This window comes from Marinobacter segnicrescens (assembly GCF_900111555.1).
Lineage (GTDB): Bacteria > Pseudomonadota > Gammaproteobacteria > Pseudomonadales > Oleiphilaceae > Marinobacter > Marinobacter segnicrescens.
Window position 1 is genome coordinate 145,075 of record NZ_FOHZ01000007.1, and the last position, 18,311, is coordinate 163,385.

14 protein-coding genes, 1 tRNA gene and 1 riboswitch are annotated in these 18,311 nt (G+C 59.6%); of the genes, 14 read left to right on the forward strand and 1 reads right to left on the reverse strand.

Annotated features, from left to right (window positions below; all coding sequences use genetic code 11):
* Positions 1-9 precede the first annotated feature (9 nt).
* The 8 genes from BM036_RS09415 (at position 10) to BM036_RS09450 (ending at position 8,501) form a co-directional block, all read left to right on the forward strand.
* Positions 10-546, forward strand: a complete 537-nt coding sequence (locus tag BM036_RS09415; RefSeq protein WP_091850840.1) for a F0F1 ATP synthase subunit delta — start codon at positions 10-12, stop codon at positions 544-546.
* Positions 547-574: 28 nt separating this feature from the next.
* Complete coding sequence (atpA, locus tag BM036_RS09420) at positions 575-2,119, forward strand: F0F1 ATP synthase subunit alpha (protein ID WP_091850843.1); 1,545 nt, start codon at positions 575-577, stop codon at positions 2,117-2,119.
* Between the two features lie 69 nt (positions 2,120-2,188).
* Complete coding sequence (gene atpG, locus BM036_RS09425; RefSeq protein WP_091850846.1) at positions 2,189-3,049, forward strand: F0F1 ATP synthase subunit gamma; 861 nt, start codon at positions 2,189-2,191, stop codon at positions 3,047-3,049.
* 55 nt (positions 3,050-3,104) lie between these two features.
* Positions 3,105-4,499 carry a F0F1 ATP synthase subunit beta gene (atpD, locus tag BM036_RS09430; RefSeq protein ID WP_091850849.1) on the forward strand — a complete coding sequence of 465 codons (1,395 nt, stop codon included), beginning with the start codon at positions 3,105-3,107 and terminating at the stop codon, positions 4,497-4,499.
* 40 nt (positions 4,500-4,539) lie between these two features.
* A complete protein-coding gene (locus tag BM036_RS09435; RefSeq protein ID WP_091850852.1) occupies positions 4,540-4,962 on the forward strand; it encodes a F0F1 ATP synthase subunit epsilon in 423 nt (140 codons plus the stop codon).
* A gap of 141 nt (positions 4,963-5,103) precedes the next feature.
* On the forward strand, positions 5,104-6,474 hold the full coding sequence (gene glmU, locus BM036_RS09440) for a bifunctional UDP-N-acetylglucosamine diphosphorylase/glucosamine-1-phosphate N-acetyltransferase GlmU (protein WP_091850855.1): 1,371 nt from the start codon (positions 5,104-5,106) through the stop codon (positions 6,472-6,474).
* Between the two features lie 25 nt (positions 6,475-6,499).
* Positions 6,500-8,332, forward strand: coding sequence for a glutamine--fructose-6-phosphate transaminase (isomerizing) (gene glmS / locus BM036_RS09445; protein WP_091850858.1), 1,833 nt, complete (start codon positions 6,500-6,502; stop codon positions 8,330-8,332).
* Positions 8,333-8,425: 93 nt separating this feature from the next.
* Positions 8,426-8,501, forward strand: a tRNA-Thr gene (locus BM036_RS09450).
* Positions 8,502-8,526: 25 nt separating this feature from the next.
* Here BM036_RS09450 and metE read toward each other — a convergent pair.
* Positions 8,527-10,803, reverse strand: a complete 2,277-nt coding sequence (gene metE, locus BM036_RS09455) for a 5-methyltetrahydropteroyltriglutamate--homocysteine S-methyltransferase (RefSeq protein WP_091850861.1) — start codon at positions 10,801-10,803, stop codon at positions 8,527-8,529.
* A gap of 105 nt (positions 10,804-10,908) precedes the next feature.
* On the opposite strand from metE, the gene BM036_RS09460 reads away from it, so the two are divergent.
* The 6 genes from BM036_RS09460 to BM036_RS09485 all read left to right on the forward strand — a co-directional run bounded on the left by BM036_RS09460 (position 10,909) and on the right by BM036_RS09485 (position 18,286).
* Positions 10,909-11,799: a LysR family transcriptional regulator gene (locus BM036_RS09460; RefSeq protein ID WP_091850864.1), complete on the forward strand. Its 891-nt coding sequence runs from the start codon at positions 10,909-10,911 to the stop codon at positions 11,797-11,799.
* Positions 11,800-11,849: 50 nt separating this feature from the next.
* A riboswitch (cobalamin riboswitch) is annotated at positions 11,850-12,076 on the forward strand.
* A gap of 299 nt (positions 12,077-12,375) precedes the next feature.
* A complete protein-coding gene (locus BM036_RS09465) occupies positions 12,376-15,129 on the forward strand; it encodes a ribonucleoside-diphosphate reductase subunit alpha (protein ID WP_091850867.1) in 2,754 nt (917 codons plus the stop codon).
* 172 nt (positions 15,130-15,301) lie between these two features.
* A complete protein-coding gene (locus BM036_RS09470; protein ID WP_091850872.1) occupies positions 15,302-16,360 on the forward strand; it encodes a ribonucleotide-diphosphate reductase subunit beta in 1,059 nt (352 codons plus the stop codon).
* An 81-nt stretch (positions 16,361-16,441) separates the two neighbouring features.
* A complete protein-coding gene (locus tag BM036_RS09475) occupies positions 16,442-17,215 on the forward strand; it encodes a CLCA_X family protein (RefSeq protein ID WP_091850875.1) in 774 nt (257 codons plus the stop codon).
* Between the two features lie 155 nt (positions 17,216-17,370).
* Entirely contained in the window at positions 17,371-17,721 is a 351-nt protein-coding gene (locus tag BM036_RS09480) for a DUF3147 family protein (RefSeq protein ID WP_091850879.1), read from the forward strand.
* A 31-nt stretch (positions 17,722-17,752) separates the two neighbouring features.
* Entirely contained in the window at positions 17,753-18,286 is a 534-nt protein-coding gene (locus BM036_RS09485; protein WP_091850881.1) for a hypothetical protein, read from the forward strand.
* Positions 18,287-18,311 lie beyond the last annotated feature (25 nt).

The window sequence follows — 18,311 nt, forward strand, 5'->3', positions numbered from 1 at the left end:
AGGTTCATCATGGCAGAACTGACAACGCTGGCACGCCCCTACGCCCGGGCAGCCTTCGAGACTGCGGAGAGCCAGGGTTCCCTGGCTCACTGGTCCGAGGTGCTGACACTGGCCGGACAGGTGGCTGCCAACAGCGACGTGAAAGAGCTTCTCGCGCATCCGGGTGTCGACCGGTCAACCAAGGCAGACATCATTCTCGAATTTGCCGGTACCGAGGTTTCCGAACCGGTCCGCAACTTCTTCGCCATTCTCGCTGAAAGAGGCCGTCTCGCGCTGCTTCCGCAAATATCCGAACTGTTCCGCAAGTTCCGTGCGGACCTGGAACGCACCGTCGAGATCGATGTCACCGCAGCCTTTGAGCTGACGGAAGAACAGCAACAGAAACTGGCCGAGGCCCTGTCGAAGAAACTCGAGCGGCAGGTAACGCTTTCCACCCAGGCAGACAAGGCCCTGATCGGCGGCGTCATCGTACGCACCGGCGACATGGTGATCGACGCCTCTGTACGTGGAAAGCTGGAAAAACTCGCCGACACACTGGGCGCCTGATTTCAGCACAAGGTTTGAGGACAAAGGCATGCAGCAACTGAATCCATCCGAGATCAGTGACATCATCAAGAAGAGAATCGAAAAGCTCGATATCTCTTCCGAAGCAAAGAATGAAGGCACCATTCTGTCGGTTTCCGACGGTATCGTGCTGATCCACGGTCTTGCCGACGTCATGTACGGTGAGATGATTGAATTCGCCAACGGCACCTTCGGCATGGCTCTGAACCTGGAGCGCGATTCCGTTGGTGCGGTTGTACTGGGTGACTACGAAGACCTGGCCGAGGGCCAGAAAGTCCGTTGTACCGGTCGTATCCTGGAAGTCCCGGTTGGCCCGCAACTGATGGGTCGCGTGGTTGACGGTCTGGGTAACCCGATCGACGGCAAGGGTGATCTGGGTACGTCCCTGACTTCCCCGGTCGAGAAAGTGGCGCCCGGCGTTATCGCCCGTCAGTCTGTTGACGAGCCGGTTCAGACTGGTCTCAAGGCCATCGACACCATGGTGCCGATCGGTCGCGGTCAGCGTGAGCTGATCATCGGTGACCGTCAGATTGGTAAGACCGCTGTCGCCATCGACGCGATCATCAACCAGAAGAACACTGGCATCAAGTGTATCTATGTGGCAGTGGGCCAGAAGCAGTCCTCCATTGCTGCCGTAGTGCGCAAGCTGGAAGAGCATGGCGCCATGGACCACACCATCGTGGTCGCCGCCGGTGCCGCCGATCCTGCATCCATGCAGTTCCTGGCTCCGTACTCCGGTACCTCCATGGGCGAGTACTTCCGTGACCGTGGTGAAGATGCCCTGATCATCTATGATGACTTGTCCAAGCAGGCTGTGGCCTATCGCCAGATCTCCCTGCTGCTGCGTCGTCCGCCGGGCCGTGAAGCCTACCCGGGTGACGTTTTCTATCTGCACTCCCGTCTGCTGGAGCGTGCGTCCCGTGTCAATGCGGACTACGTTGAGAAGCTGACCAACGGTGAAGTGAAAGGCCAGACCGGTTCCCTGACCGCACTGCCGATCATCGAGACCCAGGCTGGTGACGTTTCTGCGTTCGTTCCGACCAACGTGATCTCCATCACTGACGGTCAGATCTTCCTGGAAACCAACCTGTTCAACTCCGGTATCCGTCCGGCGATGAACGCCGGTATCTCCGTATCCCGGGTTGGTGGTTCCGCCCAGACCAAGATCATGAAGAAGCTCGGCGGTAACATCCGTCTGGCCCTGGCTCAGTACCGGGAACTGGCGGCTTTCGCCCAGTTTGCTTCTGACCTTGACGAAGCAACCCGTAAGCAGCTCGAGCACGGTCAGCGCGTTACCGAGCTGATGAAGCAGAACCAGTACAGCCCGATGACCGTTGCGGAAATGGGCACCGTACTGTTCGCAGCTAACGAAGGCTTCCTGGACGACGTCGATGTCGAGAAAGTGGTCAAGTTCGAAGCGCAGCTCCTGGACTGGATGCGTGCCGAACAGAAAGAACTGCTCGACAAGATCGGCGCTGAAGGGAACTACAACGACGATATTATCGCCGGCCTGAAAGCTGCTCTGGAGAAATTCAAGACCACTCAAAGCTGGTAAATCCCCTGGCCCGCCCCGTTGCGGGCCAAGTGGTTCACATGAGTGTCTAACTTGAAAAGGCAGTGACTTATGGCCGTCGGAAAAGAAATACGTAACCAGATCGGAAGCATCAAGAGCACGCAGAAGATCACCTCCGCCATGGAAATGGTGGCGGCGAGCAAGATGCGTAAGGCTCAGGAACGTATGCAGGCGACCCGCCCGTATGCGGAAAAGATGCGTCAGGTTATTGGGCATATCGCGCTGGCCAATCCGGAGTACCGTCACAGTTTCCTGATGGATCGTGAGGTTAACCGGGTCGGTTTCATCGTGATTTCCTCTGACCGGGGACTGTGTGGTGGCCTGAACAGTAACCTGTTCCGGCTGCTGGTCCGTGAAATGCGTGACTGGAAAAACAAGGGTGTTGAGTCCGACATCTGTGCAATCGGTCAGAAAGGCGCCTCGTTTTTCCGCAACTATGGCGGCAACGTTGTCGCGGCACTGACCCACCTGGGCGACACCCCCAGCGCGGAACAGCTTATCGGTAACGTCAAGGTAATGCTGGACGCGTTCGAGGAAGGTCGTATCGACCGGCTGTACGTGGTTCACAACGAGTTTGTGAACACCATGACCCAGCAGCCGAAGGTGGAGCAGCTGTTGCCCCTGCCGCCGAGCGAAGACGAAGAGATCAGAAGCCAGTGGGATTATCTCTATGAGCCTGCCGCGGCTCCAATCCTGGATGGCCTTCTGCCACGTTACATCGAGTCCCAGGTTTACCAGGGCGTGGTGGAAAATCTGGCCTGCGAACAGGCTGCCCGGATGATTGCCATGAAGAGCGCAACCGACAACGCCGGCAGCATTATTGATGAGCTCCAGTTGGCCTATAACAAGGCCCGTCAGGCAGCCATCACCCAGGAAATTTCGGAGATTGTGAGCGGCGCGGCTTCGGTCTGACCCGGATCACGATCCAACTGGCTTTAGTGACTATTGAGATAACGAGGAACCGAGCATGAGTAGCGGACACATCGTTCAGATCATTGGCGCGGTTATCGACGTGGAATTTCCGCGTGACTCCGTACCCAACGTGTATGACGCACTGCTGCTTGAAGGTGGCGAAACAACTCTGGAAGTCCAGCAGCAGCTGGGTGACGGCATTGTTCGTACCATCGCCATGGGCAGCACCGAAGGCCTCAAGCGTGGCCTGAAAGCAGAAAATACCGGCAAGCCGATTTCGGTGCCGGTTGGTACCCCCACTCTGGGCCGTATCATGGACGTTCTGGGCCGTCCCATCGACGAACAGGGCGAGATCGGCGAAGAAGAGCGCTGGGGAATCCATCGCAAGGCTCCGGGCTATGCCGACCAGGCGGCCTCCGCCGACCTGCTGGAAACCGGCATCAAGGTTATCGACCTGATCTGCCCGTTCGCCAAGGGTGGTAAGGTTGGCCTGTTCGGTGGTGCCGGCGTGGGCAAGACCGTAAACATGATGGAACTGATCAACAACATCGCGAAAGAGCACTCCGGTCTCTCCGTATTCGCGGGTGTTGGTGAGCGGACCCGGGAAGGTAACGACTTCTACTACGAAATGAAGGAGTCCAACGTTCTCGACAAGGTGGCCATGGTTTACGGCCAGATGAACGAGCCCCCCGGAAACCGTCTGCGGGTAGCCCTGACCGGCCTGACCATGGCCGAGAAGTTCCGTGACGAAGGCCGTGACGTACTGTTGTTCGTTGACAACATCTACCGTTACACCCTGGCTGGCACCGAGGTATCCGCACTGTTGGGCCGTATGCCTTCAGCGGTAGGTTACCAGCCGACCCTGGCCCAGGAGATGGGCGAGCTGCAGGAACGTATTACCTCCACCAAGACTGGCTCCATCACGTCCATCCAGGCGGTATACGTACCGGCGGATGACCTGACTGATCCGTCTCCTGCCACCACGTTCTCTCACCTGGACGCAACCGTGGTACTGAGCCGTGACATCGCCTCCAAGGGTATCTACCCGGCGATTGATCCGCTGGATTCCACCTCCCGCCAGCTGGATCCGCTGGTGATCGGTGAAGAGCACTACGAAGTCGCCCGTGGCGTGCAGACCAACCTGCAGCGTTACAAGGAACTGAAGGACATCATCGCCATCCTGGGTATGGATGAACTGTCAGAAGAAGACAAGCTGACCGTTGCCCGCGCCCGTAAGATTGAGCGTTTCCTGTCCCAGCCGTTCCACGTTGCTGAGGTATTTACCGGCTCTCCCGGCAAGTACGTTTCCCTGAAGGAAACCATCAGCAGCTTCAAGGGCATTCTCAATGGTGACTACGACGACCTGCCTGAGCAGGCCTTCTATATGTGCGGTACCATTGAGGAAGCGGTCGAGAAGGCGAAGGAACTGAAGTCCAAGGGTGACAAGTAAGTCACCCTCCCTTCGCTGACCGACCTGAGAGGCAACCGAGATGGCTATGACTGTACATTGTGACGTCGTAAGTGCCGAAGAAAAGATCTACTCCGGCCTGGTGGAAATGCTGATCGCCAATGGCACCGAGGGTGAGCTGGGTATCCAGCCCGGCCACGCACCGTTGCTGACTGCGCTGAAGCCCGGCCCTGTCCGCTTCTTCAAGCAGGGTGGTGAGGAAGAGATCATCTATGTCTCGGGTGGCTACCTGGAGGTTCAGCCCTCCGTTGTCACCCTGCTGGCTGACACCGCTGTCCGTGCCAAGGACGTGGATGAAGCCGCAGCGCTGGAAGCCCAGCGAGAGGCCGAGAAGGCACTGGCGAACAAGACTGGTGAGTTCGAGTACTCTCGCGCCGCTGCCGAACTGGCAGAGGCGGTTGCACAGCTCCGTACCCTGGAAAAGCTGCGCAAGAAAGTACGCTGATACCGTTCCTCTGGAACGGGCTCACCCGGGCCGCATCATCGTGGCGTACCGGCCGGATTTGAATCTGGCGGGTACTGTCATCGTGAGTGCGGCTTTTTTTGTTAGAGAATGACCCGATTACACAGAACTCAGGGACCAGCCATGACAGCCCCGCTCCACGTGATCATCCTGGCCGCCGGCCAGGGCTCCCGCATGAAATCCAGCCTCCCAAAGGTACTCCACAAGGTGGCCGGCAGGTCCATGTTGCACCATGTCATGGATACCGCCCGCACACTGGGCGCGGAAGGCATCCACGGTGTTATCGGCCATGGTGCAGATCAGGTAAAAGCGGTCACTCCGGCGACTGACGTCACCTGGGCGTTGCAGGAGCAGCAGCTGGGCACCGGCCATGCTGTGGCGCAGGCGTTGCCGGCGGTGCCCGATGGAGCCGTTGTGCTGGTCCTTTATGGCGATGTGCCGCTCATCAATCCGGAAACCCTGGTGGCCTTGGTGTCCCGGGTGAACCAGCAAAGCCTTGGGCTGCTCACTGTCGACCTGGCCAACCCGGATGGTTATGGCCGCATCCTGCGAAATGAGCAGGGGAAGGTGATCGCCATCGTTGAACAGAAAGATGCAACCGAATCCCAGAAAGCGATCTGTGAGGTGAATACTGGCATCCTGGCGGTGACCTCGGATCACCTGAAGCGCTGGTTGCCGCAACTGTCCAACAGTAATGCACAGGGCGAGTATTATCTGACCGATATTATCGCCATGGCGGCGGGGGAAGGCATGACCATCGAAGTGGCCCAGCCTTCCCACGAACAGGAAGTGCAGGGTGTGAATAACCGTCTGCAACTATCAGTGCTGGAGCGCTGGTATCAACGCTGTGAGGCGGAGCGCCTGATGACCGAAGGCGCCACTCTGGCCGATCCGGACCGGATCGACGTGCGGGGTAACCTGACCGTCGGCCAGGATGTGCTGATCGATGTGAACGTGGTGTTTGAGGGCGAGGTAACCCTTGGTAATAACGTGTCCATCGGCCCTAACTGCCTGATCCGGGACGCCCGGCTGGCTGATAACGTCACCGTGCACGCTAACTCCGTGATCGAAGGTGCGGACGTGGCCGAGCAGTGCCAGATCGGCCCCTTTGCCCGGTTGCGCCCGGGCACGCGCCTGGCCCGTACTGCGAAGGTGGGCAACTTTGTGGAAACCAAGAAGGCCGAGGTGGGCGAGGGTAGCAAGATCAATCACCTGAGCTACGTCGGCGACGCCACCCTTGGCCGTAATGTGAATGTGGGTGCAGGCACCATTACCTGTAATTATGATGGGGTGAACAAGTTCCAGACGGTGTTGGGAGATAACGTATTCGTGGGTTCCAACACCGCGCTTGTAGCACCGGTCTCGGTGGCAGCGGACGCGGTTATTGGCGCCGGTTCCACCATTACTACCGACGTAGCGGAAAAAGACCTGGCCGTGGCCCGAGGTCGACAACGGAATATCAAGGGCTGGAAGCGGCCTGAAAAGAAAGCCTGACCTGACTCAAGAGCGGAAGAATCTTATGTGCGGCATTGTTGGAGCAGTCTCGCAAAGGGACGTTGAAGGGATCCTGCTGGAAGGGCTGCGACGCCTTGAATATCGGGGTTACGACTCCGCCGGCCTGGCCACCCTGAACGGGGAAGGTAACATCCACCGGGCCCGTGAACTGGGCAAGGTGGCGGCGCTCGCAGAATCCATCGCTGCCCAGCCATCACCGGGCCCGATCGGCATTGCCCATACCCGCTGGGCGACCCATGGCGAGCCGTCACGTATCAATGCCCACCCCCATATGTCCGGGGAGCGCCTGGCGATTGTCCACAACGGCATCATCGAGAACTATCAGGAACTCCGGGAAGCGCTGCGGGCAGAGGGCTACGAGTTTACCTCCCAGACCGACACTGAAGTGGTTGCCCACCTGATCGAAAAGCAGTACCGCAACGAGCAGGACCTCTTCAAGGCCGTTCGTGCGGCGATCAGCCAACTACGCGGGGCCTTCGCCCTGGCAGTCCTCCATGCGGATGAACCGGACCACCTGGTGGTTTGCAGAGAGGGTAGCCCGCTGGTGATTGGTGTGGGTATTGGCGAAAATTTCATCGCTTCCGATCAGCTGGCACTGTTGCCGGTCACCGACCGTTTCATGTTCCTGGAGGAAGGGGACATTGCCGATGTGCGCCGGGATCGGATCGATATAGTCGATCGGAACGGTCAAACCGCCGAGCGGGAAGTGACCCGTTTCGAACATGGCCATGATGCGGCCGACAAGGGTGAGTACCGCCACTATATGCTGAAGGAAATCCACGAGCAGCCGGCGGTTATCAAAGCCACCATGGAAGGCCGTCTCACCGACAGCCACGTGCTCGAGCAGGCCCTGGGTACAGACGCCGGGAAACTGCTGGAAAATGTCCGTCACGTCCAGATCATCGCCTGTGGTACGAGTTACCACGCTGGCATGGTCGCGCGCTACTGGATCGAGGAGCTGGCGGGTGTTCCCTGTTCCGTGGAAGTGGCCTCTGAGTTCCGCTACCGCAAGCACGTGATCCAGCCGGACACCCTGTTCCTCTGCATCTCCCAGTCCGGCGAAACCGCCGACACCCTGGCCGCCCTGCGCCAGGCCAAGAAGGCGGGGTTCCGCGCCGCCCTGGCGATTTGTAACGTACCGGGCAGCTCACTGGTGCGGGAGTCGGACCTGGTGATCATGACCCAGGCTGGCCCGGAAATCGGCGTGGCCTCCACCAAGGCCTTTACCACCCAGCTGACTGCACTGCTGATCTTCACCCTGGCTCTGGCCCGGCACAATGGCCTGTCGGAGGAAAAGGAAGCCGAAATCGTCCAGGCCCTTAAACTGGTACCTGGCCAGGTAGCGGATGTACTCGCGCTGGATGACGCCATCGCCGAGCTCAGCGAAGCCTTCGTGGACAAGCACCACAGCCTGTTCCTGGGGCGTGGCTCCCAGTTCCCGGTGGCCCTGGAAGGCGCCCTGAAACTGAAGGAAATCTCCTACATCCACGCCGAGGCCTACCCGGCCGGCGAGCTCAAGCACGGCCCCCTGGCACTGGTTGACAGTGAAATGCCCGTGGTCACCGTTGCCCCCAATAACGACCTGGTGGAAAAGCTCAAATCCAACCTGGAGGAAGTCCGCGCCCGGGGTGGTGAGCTGTTCGTCTTCGCTGATCGCGAGGCCGACGTTAAGTCCGAAGACGGCATCCATGTCATGCAGATCCCCTCAGTGCACCCGATTACGGCACCCATCGTCTTCACCGTGCCGCTGCAGCTGCTGTCCTACCACGTGGCAGTACTGAAGGGCACCGATGTGGACCAGCCCAGGAACCTGGCGAAAAGCGTCACGGTCGAATGAGCTAACGCCTGTCTGCCGTAGATCCTGCATCTATGGCAGACAGGCCCCGACTCCTTGAATCCCTCTTCCCGGCCTGTAAAACCTGTCCTGAGTGCTGCAGTAGCTCAGGCAGCAGAGCAACTGATTCGTAATCAGTAGGTCGGGGGTTCGACTCCCCCCTTCAGCTCCAGCCGCCTGATCAGAAGGAGCAGGCGTTAACCGGCGGCTTCCCGCAACTCCCGCGCCGCAGCCACCATATTCTCCAGGGCCGGAATCACTTCTTCCCACTGCCGGGTTTTCAGGCCGCAGTCCGGGTTTACCCACAGGCGTTCTGCCGGCACCCGTTCCGCTGCCTTGCTCATCAGGCTGACGATCTGATCCCGGGACGGAATGTTCGGTGAATGGATGTCATAGACTCCCGGGCCGATTTCGTTCGGGTAGCGGAACGCCTCGAATACATCCAGCAGTTCCATGGCGGAGCGGGAGGTTTCGATGGTGATGACGTCCGCGTCCATGCGGGCGATATCTTCAATAATGTCGTTGAACTCCGAATAGCACATATGGGTGTGGATCTGGGTAGTGTCCTTCACGCCGTTGGCGGTGATGCGGAACGCATCGATAGCCCAGTCCAGGTAGTCCTGCCACTGTGACCGGCGCAGGGGCAGGCCTTCCCGCAGGGCGGCCTCGTCAATCTGGATGATGTTGACGCCGGCGGCCTCCAGGTCCAGCACTTCCTGGCGGATGGCCAGGGCCAGCTGGAAGGCGGTGTCACGCCGGGGCTGGTCGTCCCGCACAAAGGACCAGTTGAGGATGGTGACCGGGCCGGTAAGCATGCCTTTGAGGGGCTTGTCCGTAAGAGAGCGGGCGTAGGCAATCCACTCCACGGTCATGGGACCGGGGCGGTGGATATCACCATAGAGAATCGGCGGTTTTACACAGCGGGAACCATAGGACTGTACCCAGCCAAAACGGGTGAAAATGTAGCCCTCTAGTTGCTCACCAAAGTACTCCACCATATCGTTGCGCTCTGCCTCACCGTGGACCAGCACGTCCAGCCCCAGCTTTTCCTGTTCGCGGATGGCTCGCTCGATTTCTGTCTTCATGGTCGTGACATAGTGTTCCCGGCTGATTTCCTGCTTGCGGTACGCCAGCCGCGATTTGCGGATGTCCGTGGTCTGCGGGAAGGAGCCGATGGTGGTGGTGGGATAGCGGGGCAGCTTCAGATGTTGAGCCTGCTTGTTCGCCCGAATGGAGTAGGGGCTCTTGCGCTGGCCCAGCTCCGGCGTGATGGCCTGCACCTGCTGTCTGATGTCCGGATTATTGACCCTGCCTGATGCCCGCCGGCTGGCAATGGCCCGGGCGTTATCGGCCAGGGGTCCTGCCACAGCGTCAGTCCCCTCATTGAGGGCGCTTTTCAGCACACGGAGTTCGTCCAGTTTCTGGGTGGCGAAGGCCAGCCAGCTGCGGATCTCAGGATCCAGGTCGCTCTCCAGGGCCAGGTCCACGGGTACGTGGATCAGCGAGCAGGAGGGGGCCAGCCACAGGCGGTCACCGAGCTTGTCGTGGACCGGTGTCAGCCATTCCAAAAGACCGTTGAGGTCCGTCTTCCAGATATTGCGTCCGTCGATCACCCCCAGGGACAGCACCTTGTGGGGGGGCAGCCAGTCGACCACCGCCTGCACATCCTGTTTGCCCCGTACCGCGTCTATGTGGAGACCGGCCACTGGCAGGTTGCAGGCCTGCTGCAGGTTTTCCGCGAGGGTGCCGAAATAGGTGGTTAGTAGCAGTTTGCTGCGGCTTCCCTTGAGGGCGTGGTAGGCGGTTTCCAGGGCTGCTTTCCAGTCGGCGTCCAGTTCGGTGACCAGGACGGGCTCATCCACCTGAACCCAGTCCACCCCCAGGTCCGCCAGCTGATCCAGCAATTGCCCGTAGACCGGCAGCAGGCGCTCCAGCAGTTGCAGGCGGTCGTCGCCTTCCCGGGCCTTGCACAGCCACAGGTAGGTGACCGGACCGATGATTACCGGCTTGGGGGAAACACCGGCACTGCGCGCCTCGGCAATCTGGTCTAACAGCCTCTGGTTGTTGAGGGAGAATGCCGTGTCCTCGGACACTTCCGGGACGATGTAGTGATAGTTGGTGTCGAACCACTTGGTCATCTCACCGGCCGCAATGCCGCAACCGCAGTCCGCCGGTGACCGGCCCCGGGCCACGCGGAAGTAGTGGTCCAGTTCGCTGCCCTTAAGTCCCTGAACCCGCTCCGGTAGATGGCCCAGGGTGAAGCTCATGTCCAGGACATGGTCGTACAGGGAAAAGTCCCCCACCGGCGCGTAGTCCAGGTCGGCCTGGGTTTGCCAGTTCTGCTGCCGCAGGTGTTTCGCCGTGTTCAACAGGTCGTCCGCGGTGGTTTTCGGCTTCCAGTAGTCTTCCAGTGCGAATTTGAGTTCTCGCCGGGTGCCGATGCGGGGAAACCCGAGGTTGTGTGTCAGTGCCATGCTGGTGCTCCTGTTAATCAATAAGTGGCAGGAGCATAACCACTGAAGTTCATGACGAAAAATGGTTAAATGTCACCAATCCATGACATCGATTCATAAATAGCCATGATCGAACGAAGCCATCTGAAAATCCTGCGGGAAATCGACTGCCAGGGTTCCCTGACCGCTGCCGCCAGGGCATTGCACCTGACCCAGTCCGCCCTCAGTCACAAGATCACCCGGCTCGAGCAGCTACTGGGTACGCCCTTGTGGCAGAAGGAAGGTCGGGGCCTCAAGCTCACCCAGGCTGGTGATTACCTGTTGCAACAGGCCAACCGCCTGCTGCCCCAGCTGGAACGGGTGGATGAGCGCCTGTTGCAGTTTGCCCGGGGCGAGCGGGGGGCGCTTAACATTGGCATGGAATGCCACCCCTGTTACCAGTGGTTGCTGAAAGTGGTGGACCCCTTCCTGGCCCGGTGGCCAGGGGTGGATGTGGACGTCACCCAAAAATTCCAGTTCGGTGGCATGGCGGCGCTGTTCAACCACGACATTGACCTGCTGGTGACCCCGGATCCGATCGTTCGCGAAGGCATCCACTTCGAACCGGTCTTTCCCTACGAGCAGGTGCTTGTGGTCAGCCGTGACAGCGAGCTTGCCGGGCTGGAACGCGTCACCCCGCAGCAGGTGGCCGCCCAGACCCTTTATACCTACCCGGTGGCCATCGAGCGCCTGGATATCTTCCAGCAATTCCTTTTGCCTGCCAGTTGCCTGCCCAAAAAGCACAAGGTACTGGAAGCCACCGAGATGATGCTGCAGATGGTCGCCGCCGGCCGGGGTGTGACCACACTGCCTTTGTGGCTGGTGGAGGAGTACGCCGAAACCCTGCCCATTACTCCAATCCGGCTCGGTGACGAGGGCATCCACAAGCACATCCATCTGGGTGTCCGAACGGGAGATCTCGACGACCGCCACACCCGGGCGTTTATCGAAATGGCGGGTGAAACCTCGCTGGTGTGATCCTGATCCCTCTGTCGCTCAGCATGGTTGTTGTCGGTGGTTTCTCTGTATATAGTGTTTATGTTCTTGGCGTAATACCAGATATTGTGATTAATTGATGATCAGTCTGGTATTGGGAATCCGGTGAGAGTCCGGAACTGACGCGCAGCGGTATTGGGGAACGAGCGGGCACCACGACACTGGCAAGGAGGAACTCCAGCCGGGAAGTCGCCCGCAAGGCCGAACCGGAAGGTTTACGCCCCTGAGTCCGAAGACCGGCCAAGGACAGAGTGCTGTGCCTTCGCGTTTTAAAGGCGAGCGGACGGGTTCCAGTTTTTTGCCACGGAATCCACGGAAGAACACGGAAAAAAGCAAAAGACCAAGACGTTATTGGGCCACGAAATCCACGAAAGAACACGAAATTGAAAAAACCAGACCTGTCTGTTCAGTAATCGTTTTTTCGTGTTCTTTCGTGGGTTTAGTGGCTAAAAAATCTTTTCATCTTTTTTCCGTGTTCTTCCGTGGATTCCGTGGCTGACCAGCCCCTCCTGCAACGCGAAGCCAGTAACCCCCAACGCGTTGTAAAGGAGAGCACCCATGTCCACAGCCCTGGCCGAGGCACCCCCAGCCACTACGGAATCCCTCCAGGTCATCAAGCGCAACGGCACCCTGGTGAGTTTCGACCCCTCCAAAATCAGCGTCGCCGTCACCAAGGCCTTCCTTGCCGTCGAGGGCGACCAGGCCGCCGGCTCCGCCCATATCAACCATGCCGTCAAAGCCGTGACTGAGCAGGTGGTCCAGGCCATCAGTCGTCGCCTGAAGGCCGGTGGCAAGGTCCATATCGAGGACATCCAGGACCAGGTGGAGCTGGCCCTGATGCGTGGTGAAGAACAGAAAGTCGCCCGCGCCTACGTCCTCTACCGGGAGGAACACGCCCGCCAGCGGGCGCTGGACGAGCCAGTGGAAGCGCATCCGCACCTGACCGTGAAAAAGGCCGACGGTTCTTCAGCGCCCCTGGACCTGGGCCTGATGAAACTGCAGGTGGAACAGGCGGCTACGGGTCTGCAGGGCATCAATGGCGAATCCCTGGTGGAAGACGCCCTGCGCAATCTCTACGACGGTATCGAGGAAACCGGCGTACTTTCTGCGCTGGTCATGACAGCCCGTGGCCGTATCGAACAGGAGCCGGACTACAGTGCGGTCACCGCCCGTTTGCTGCTAGAACAGATCCGCCTGGAAACCGCCGGGGAGCTGAACCTGCCCACCACGTTCTCGCTGGCGGAGGTTTACCCACAGGCGCTGACTGCGTTTATTCACGAAGGCATCCGCTACGAACTGCTGGACGAAGCCCTCGCCGCCTTTGACCTTGAACGCCTGGGCGGCGCCCTGAAGCCGGATCGGGACCAGCAGTTCGGCTTCCTCGGCCTGCAGACCCTGTACGACCGCTACTTCCTGCACTGGAACCAGGCCCGCCTGGAGTTGCCCCAGGTGTTCTTTATGCGTGTCGCCATGGGCCTGGCCCTGCGGGAGGATGACCCCAACACCCGCGCCATCGAATTCTATGAGCTGCTGTCCAGCTTCGACTACATGGCCAGCACCCCCACGCTGTTCAACAGCGGCACCCGACATTCCCAGCTGTCCTCCTGCTACCTCACCACCGTACAGGATGACCTGGAGAGCATTTATGGCGCCATCCGGGATAACGCCATGCTCTCCAAGTGGGCTGGCGGCCTGGGCAACGACTGGACCCCGGTGCGCGCGCTGGGCTCCCACATCAAGGGCACCAACGGTCAGAGCCAGGGCGTGGTGCCGTTCCTGAAAGTGGTCAACGACACCGCCGTGGCGGTGAACCAGGGCGGTAAACGCAAGGGCGCCGTCTGCGCCTATCTGGAAAGCTGGCACCTGGATATCGAGGAATTCCTGGAGCTGCGCAAGAACACCGGTGACGAACGCCGCCGCACCCACGACATGAACACCGCCAACTGGGTACCGGACCTGCTCATTGAACGCATGCGAGAAGATGGCGACTGGACCCTGTTCTCCCCCAGCGATGTGAGCGACCTGCATGACCTATACGGCAACGCCTTCCGGGAACGCTACGAGCACTACGAAAAACTGGCAGAACAGGGGGAAATCACCCTGTACAAGACTGTCTCCGCCAAGCAGCTCTGGCGCAAGATGCTCACCGTGCTGTTCGAAACCGGCCATCCCTGGATCACGTTCAAGGACCCCTGCAACCTGCGTTCACCCCAGCAGCATAAAGGGGTCGTGCACAGCTCCAACCTGTGCACCGAAATCACCCTCAACACCAGCGAAGATGAAATCGCCGTGTGCAACCTGGGTTCCGTGAACCTGGCGGCCCATGTGCAGGATGGCGAGCTGGACGTACAACGGCTGGAGCGCACCGTCACCACCGCCGTACGCATGCTCGATAACGTCATCGAGATTAACTACTACGCGGTGCCCCAGGCGAAGAACTCCAACCTCAAACACCGCCCGGTGGGGCTGGGACTGATGGGCTTCCAGGACGCCCTCTACAAACTGGGCGTCCCCTATGCCAGCCCGGAAGCCGTGGCGTTCGCCGACGTGGCCATGGAGCAGCTCAGCTACTTCGCCATCCGTGCCTCCGCCACATTAGCCGGCGAACGGGGCGCCTACGAAAGCTACGAGGGTTCCCTGTGGGACCAGGGCATCCTGCCCATCGACTCCCTGGACCTGCTGAGAGCGAACCGTCGCGACGGCGACGTCTCGGTCAACACCGAAACCCGGCTGGACTGGACCCCCGTTCGGGAGCTCGTTGCCAGAAACGGCATGCGCAACAGCAACGTCATGGCCATCGCACCGACGGCTACCATCTCCAACATCGTCGGCGTCTCCCAGTCCATCGAACCGGCCTACCAGAACCTGTTCGTCAAATCGAACCTCTCCGGCGAGTTCACCGTGGTGAACCCTTCACTGGTCCGTGACCTCAAAGCTGAGGGCCTGTGGGACAATGTCATGGTCAACGACCTGAAGTACTTCGACGGCAGCGTGCAACAGATCGACCGCATACCGGCAGAACTCAAGGCCCGATACGCCACCGCCTTTGAGATCGATGCAAGATGGCTGGTGGAAGCCGCCGCCCGACGCCAGAAATGGCTCGACCAGGCCCAGAGCCTCAACCTCTATATGGCCGAGCCCAACGGCCGCAAACTCGATGACCTGTACCAGCTGGCCTGGGAGCGCGGCTTGAAAACCACCTATTACCTGCGCTCCCTGGGTGCCACCGGCGCTGAAAAAACAGCCCCGGTTGCCGCGCCACAGCCGCAGGTGTGCTCTATAGACGAACCTGACTGCGAGGCGTGCCAGTAGGCGGTTACCCACCATAGTGCGACCGGGATCTGGTCGGGTGCTTTTGGAGCAGCGCCATGGATGGCGCGGTGCAAGGTCGGCCCAGGGACGGGCCGTGAATTGCAGCGGAAAAAGCACCCGGCCAGGTCCCGGCCCCCAAAGTCCGGCCAACGAATCAGAGGATAGAAACGACATGCTGAACTGGGACGACCAACCAAGCACCGAGTCCACCAAAACTACAACCGAAGGCCCGGCCCCGGTCAACGTCGACGACAAACGCGTCATCAACGGCGAAACCGACATCAACCAGCTGGCGCCGTTCAAGTACCCCTGGGCCTGGGAGTACTTCATGAACGCCAACAAAAACCACTGGACCCCGCTGGACGTCAACATGGCCCAGGACGTCCACGACTACCACCACCGCCTGACCGCGCCGGAGAAGCACGTGTACGAAAACGTGCTGGCCTACCTCACCACCTCCGACATCCTCGCCATGCGCAACATCGGCCTGGCGGTGATGGAGAAAATGAGCGCCCCGGAACTGCAGATCTACCAGGCCCGCCAGGTGTACGAGGAAGCCATGCACACCTGGGCTTACCAGCACTGCATTGAAACCCTCAACCTGGACCAGAGTGAAATCTACAACCGCTACCGGGTGGTGCCGGAAATCAACGGCAAGATCCAGATGGCCAACCGCCGCCTGGATGCCGCCATGCGCTCCGACCTGAACCTGCGCAACCGGGACGACCTGCAGGAATTCATCATGAGCTACCTGTTCTTCGCCGCCGTGTTCGAAGGCACCTGGTTCTACAACGGCTTCAGCCCCATCTTCGCCCTGCAGCGCCGGGGCCTGATGCGGGGCACTGGCGAGCAACTGCAGTACATCCTGCGGGACGAAGCCATGCACTTCTCCTTCGGCCTGAAAGTGGTCAACCAGATCCTCGACGAGGAAAACATCACCCTCGATCCCAAGGCGGTGCAGGACATGTGGGATGAGTCGGAAGCGGCAGAGAAAGCCTATGCTGACTATATCCTGCGGGATCCCATCCTCGGCTATTCCGCCGAATACCACAGCGAGCAGTTCCGGTTTGTCGCCAACCGCCGGGCGAGAACCGTGGGCCTGGAAGAGCCGTTCCCCGGGGCGAAGAACGTCTCCCCCTGGCTGGACGAACAGGCCACCCTGCGCAAGGAGAAGAACTTCTTCGAGACCCGGGTGATCGAGTACCAGACCGGCGCGCAGCTGGAGTGGTAGGTCATTGGGCTGCGTCGCCAGGGCTTCAGGGAAACGGTCATTGGCAGTTACACTGTCGCTGAACCCGAAGCGTGAGACCCCATGCCCAGATCCTTCTATCGCCGCGGGCCGGACCACCGCGGCGGTGCCCCGGTGACCTTCCTGGATGTCCGGCGCCGATTTCAGTTCCGCACCGTCGAGATCGGCCGCTGGGTGACTGAGCCGGAAAAGCAGCGTAGTGCCGCCCTGTTCTACGACGCCCTGTGCGATCTGATGACTATACTGGGCGGCACCGAAACCCTGATCTCCCTGCGGGGCACCCTGGCCCTGCAGTACGGCATCGGCGGCCAGCCGGGCGTATCCGCTCACTACACCCCGGCCACCCGCAGCTTTGCCCTGGCCAAGAATGCCGGTCCCGGCAGTATCGCCCATGAGTGGTTCCACGCCTTTGATCACTACATTGCCGACAAGCTGTTTGAACAAGGCAGCAAAGGCGCTTTCGGCTCCACCCTATGGCTGACCCGGGACGATCCGGTTTCACACCCCCTCAACCAGCGCCTGCAGGCCTGTTACAAGGCCATTCTGCTGAACCCGGCCGGTACCGGACCCAGCGATCTGTTTCGCCAGTCCGCGAAAGCCGACAAGGCCGCCGGTGTCCTCTACTTCAGCAAGCCCGAAGAACTCTGTGCCCGGGCCTTCGAGGCATTTGTGCAGGACGCCGACTGCAAGAACGAATTCCTGGTCAAGGGTACCCGGGAAACCGACGAAGCCAGGATGGGGCTGTACCCGCGGGGTGAGCAGCGGGAGGCGATCAACTGCGCCTTTCAGAACTACTTTTTCAACCTTGGTCATGCACTGCAGCGGATCAAGGTCTGAGGAGCGGGATTGACACACACAGGCTGGTATATTGCATTCAGGTTGGGTGTCTGACGGCTATGCTATCAGGGATGGACCAGAGTCCGACCAGAGGTTCGTGTGACCCGCGAACCGTGCGCCCGGCTCCATGCATTTGCTGGTGAGAGGTAGAATAATTGGCCTACTACATAACAAAAGTCTTGGTAACTGCGGTTCTGGTTGTGCTGATCTCGGAGATATCAAAACGCAGTTCATTTATCGGGGCGGTTCTTGCATCCGTGCCTTTGACCTCTGTTCTGGCATTGCTTTGGTTATACATCGACACCGGGGATATCGACAGGGCCAGCGAACTTGCCAGCAGCGTATTCTGGCTGGTCATCCCATCTTTGGCATTATTTGTCGCTATGCCGTTACTCCTTAAGCAAGGTGTCAACTTCTACCTCAGCCTCGCGGTATCGATTGGCATTACCACAACCTGTTACTGGTTAATGATCATTGTTCTCCACCATTATGGCGTAGACCTTTGAACTATCGATCATTGCGTTTGGGGAGATATCCATGCGCTTGATCCTGGTCAGTCTGCTGCTCGCAACCCTGTTAACCGGCTGCGCCAACGTCTCACGTTTCGAGAAAGGACCGTTGGTGGCCCATGGTGAACAAATTGATGGCTCCGGCGAACCTCTTTATTACGTGGTAGGGATAGATCTGGGGAAAGCAGGGGATTCAAGGCCTTTGGAGGCTCTGCTGAGACTGTCACCGGACAGTCCACCGGTTTCCATTGGTGCTCTGCGACCGCAACAGGTTGCCCGTTACCTGCCACCCTTTGTACCGCCTCCACAGTGGCCTGACTCATGGAAGCAAAAATCCAGAGAGAACGATGCCTATACGGGGGGCGGATTCCACATCGTGTTCAGGGAGGGACGTCTGTTGTCGGTCGGGATCTGTTCCCATTGCGCCGGGGAAAGGGAGGAGCCAGTAGTTGGCACGCCGGATGGTCAGCATTGGTACGCCTTGCCGCTTACCCGGCAGCAGGTCATCGATGTATTTGGTCATCCGGACCGGGTACATAAAGTGAATGAGGTTCGATACTGAGTGAGGTGAAGATGTGTTGGAAGCA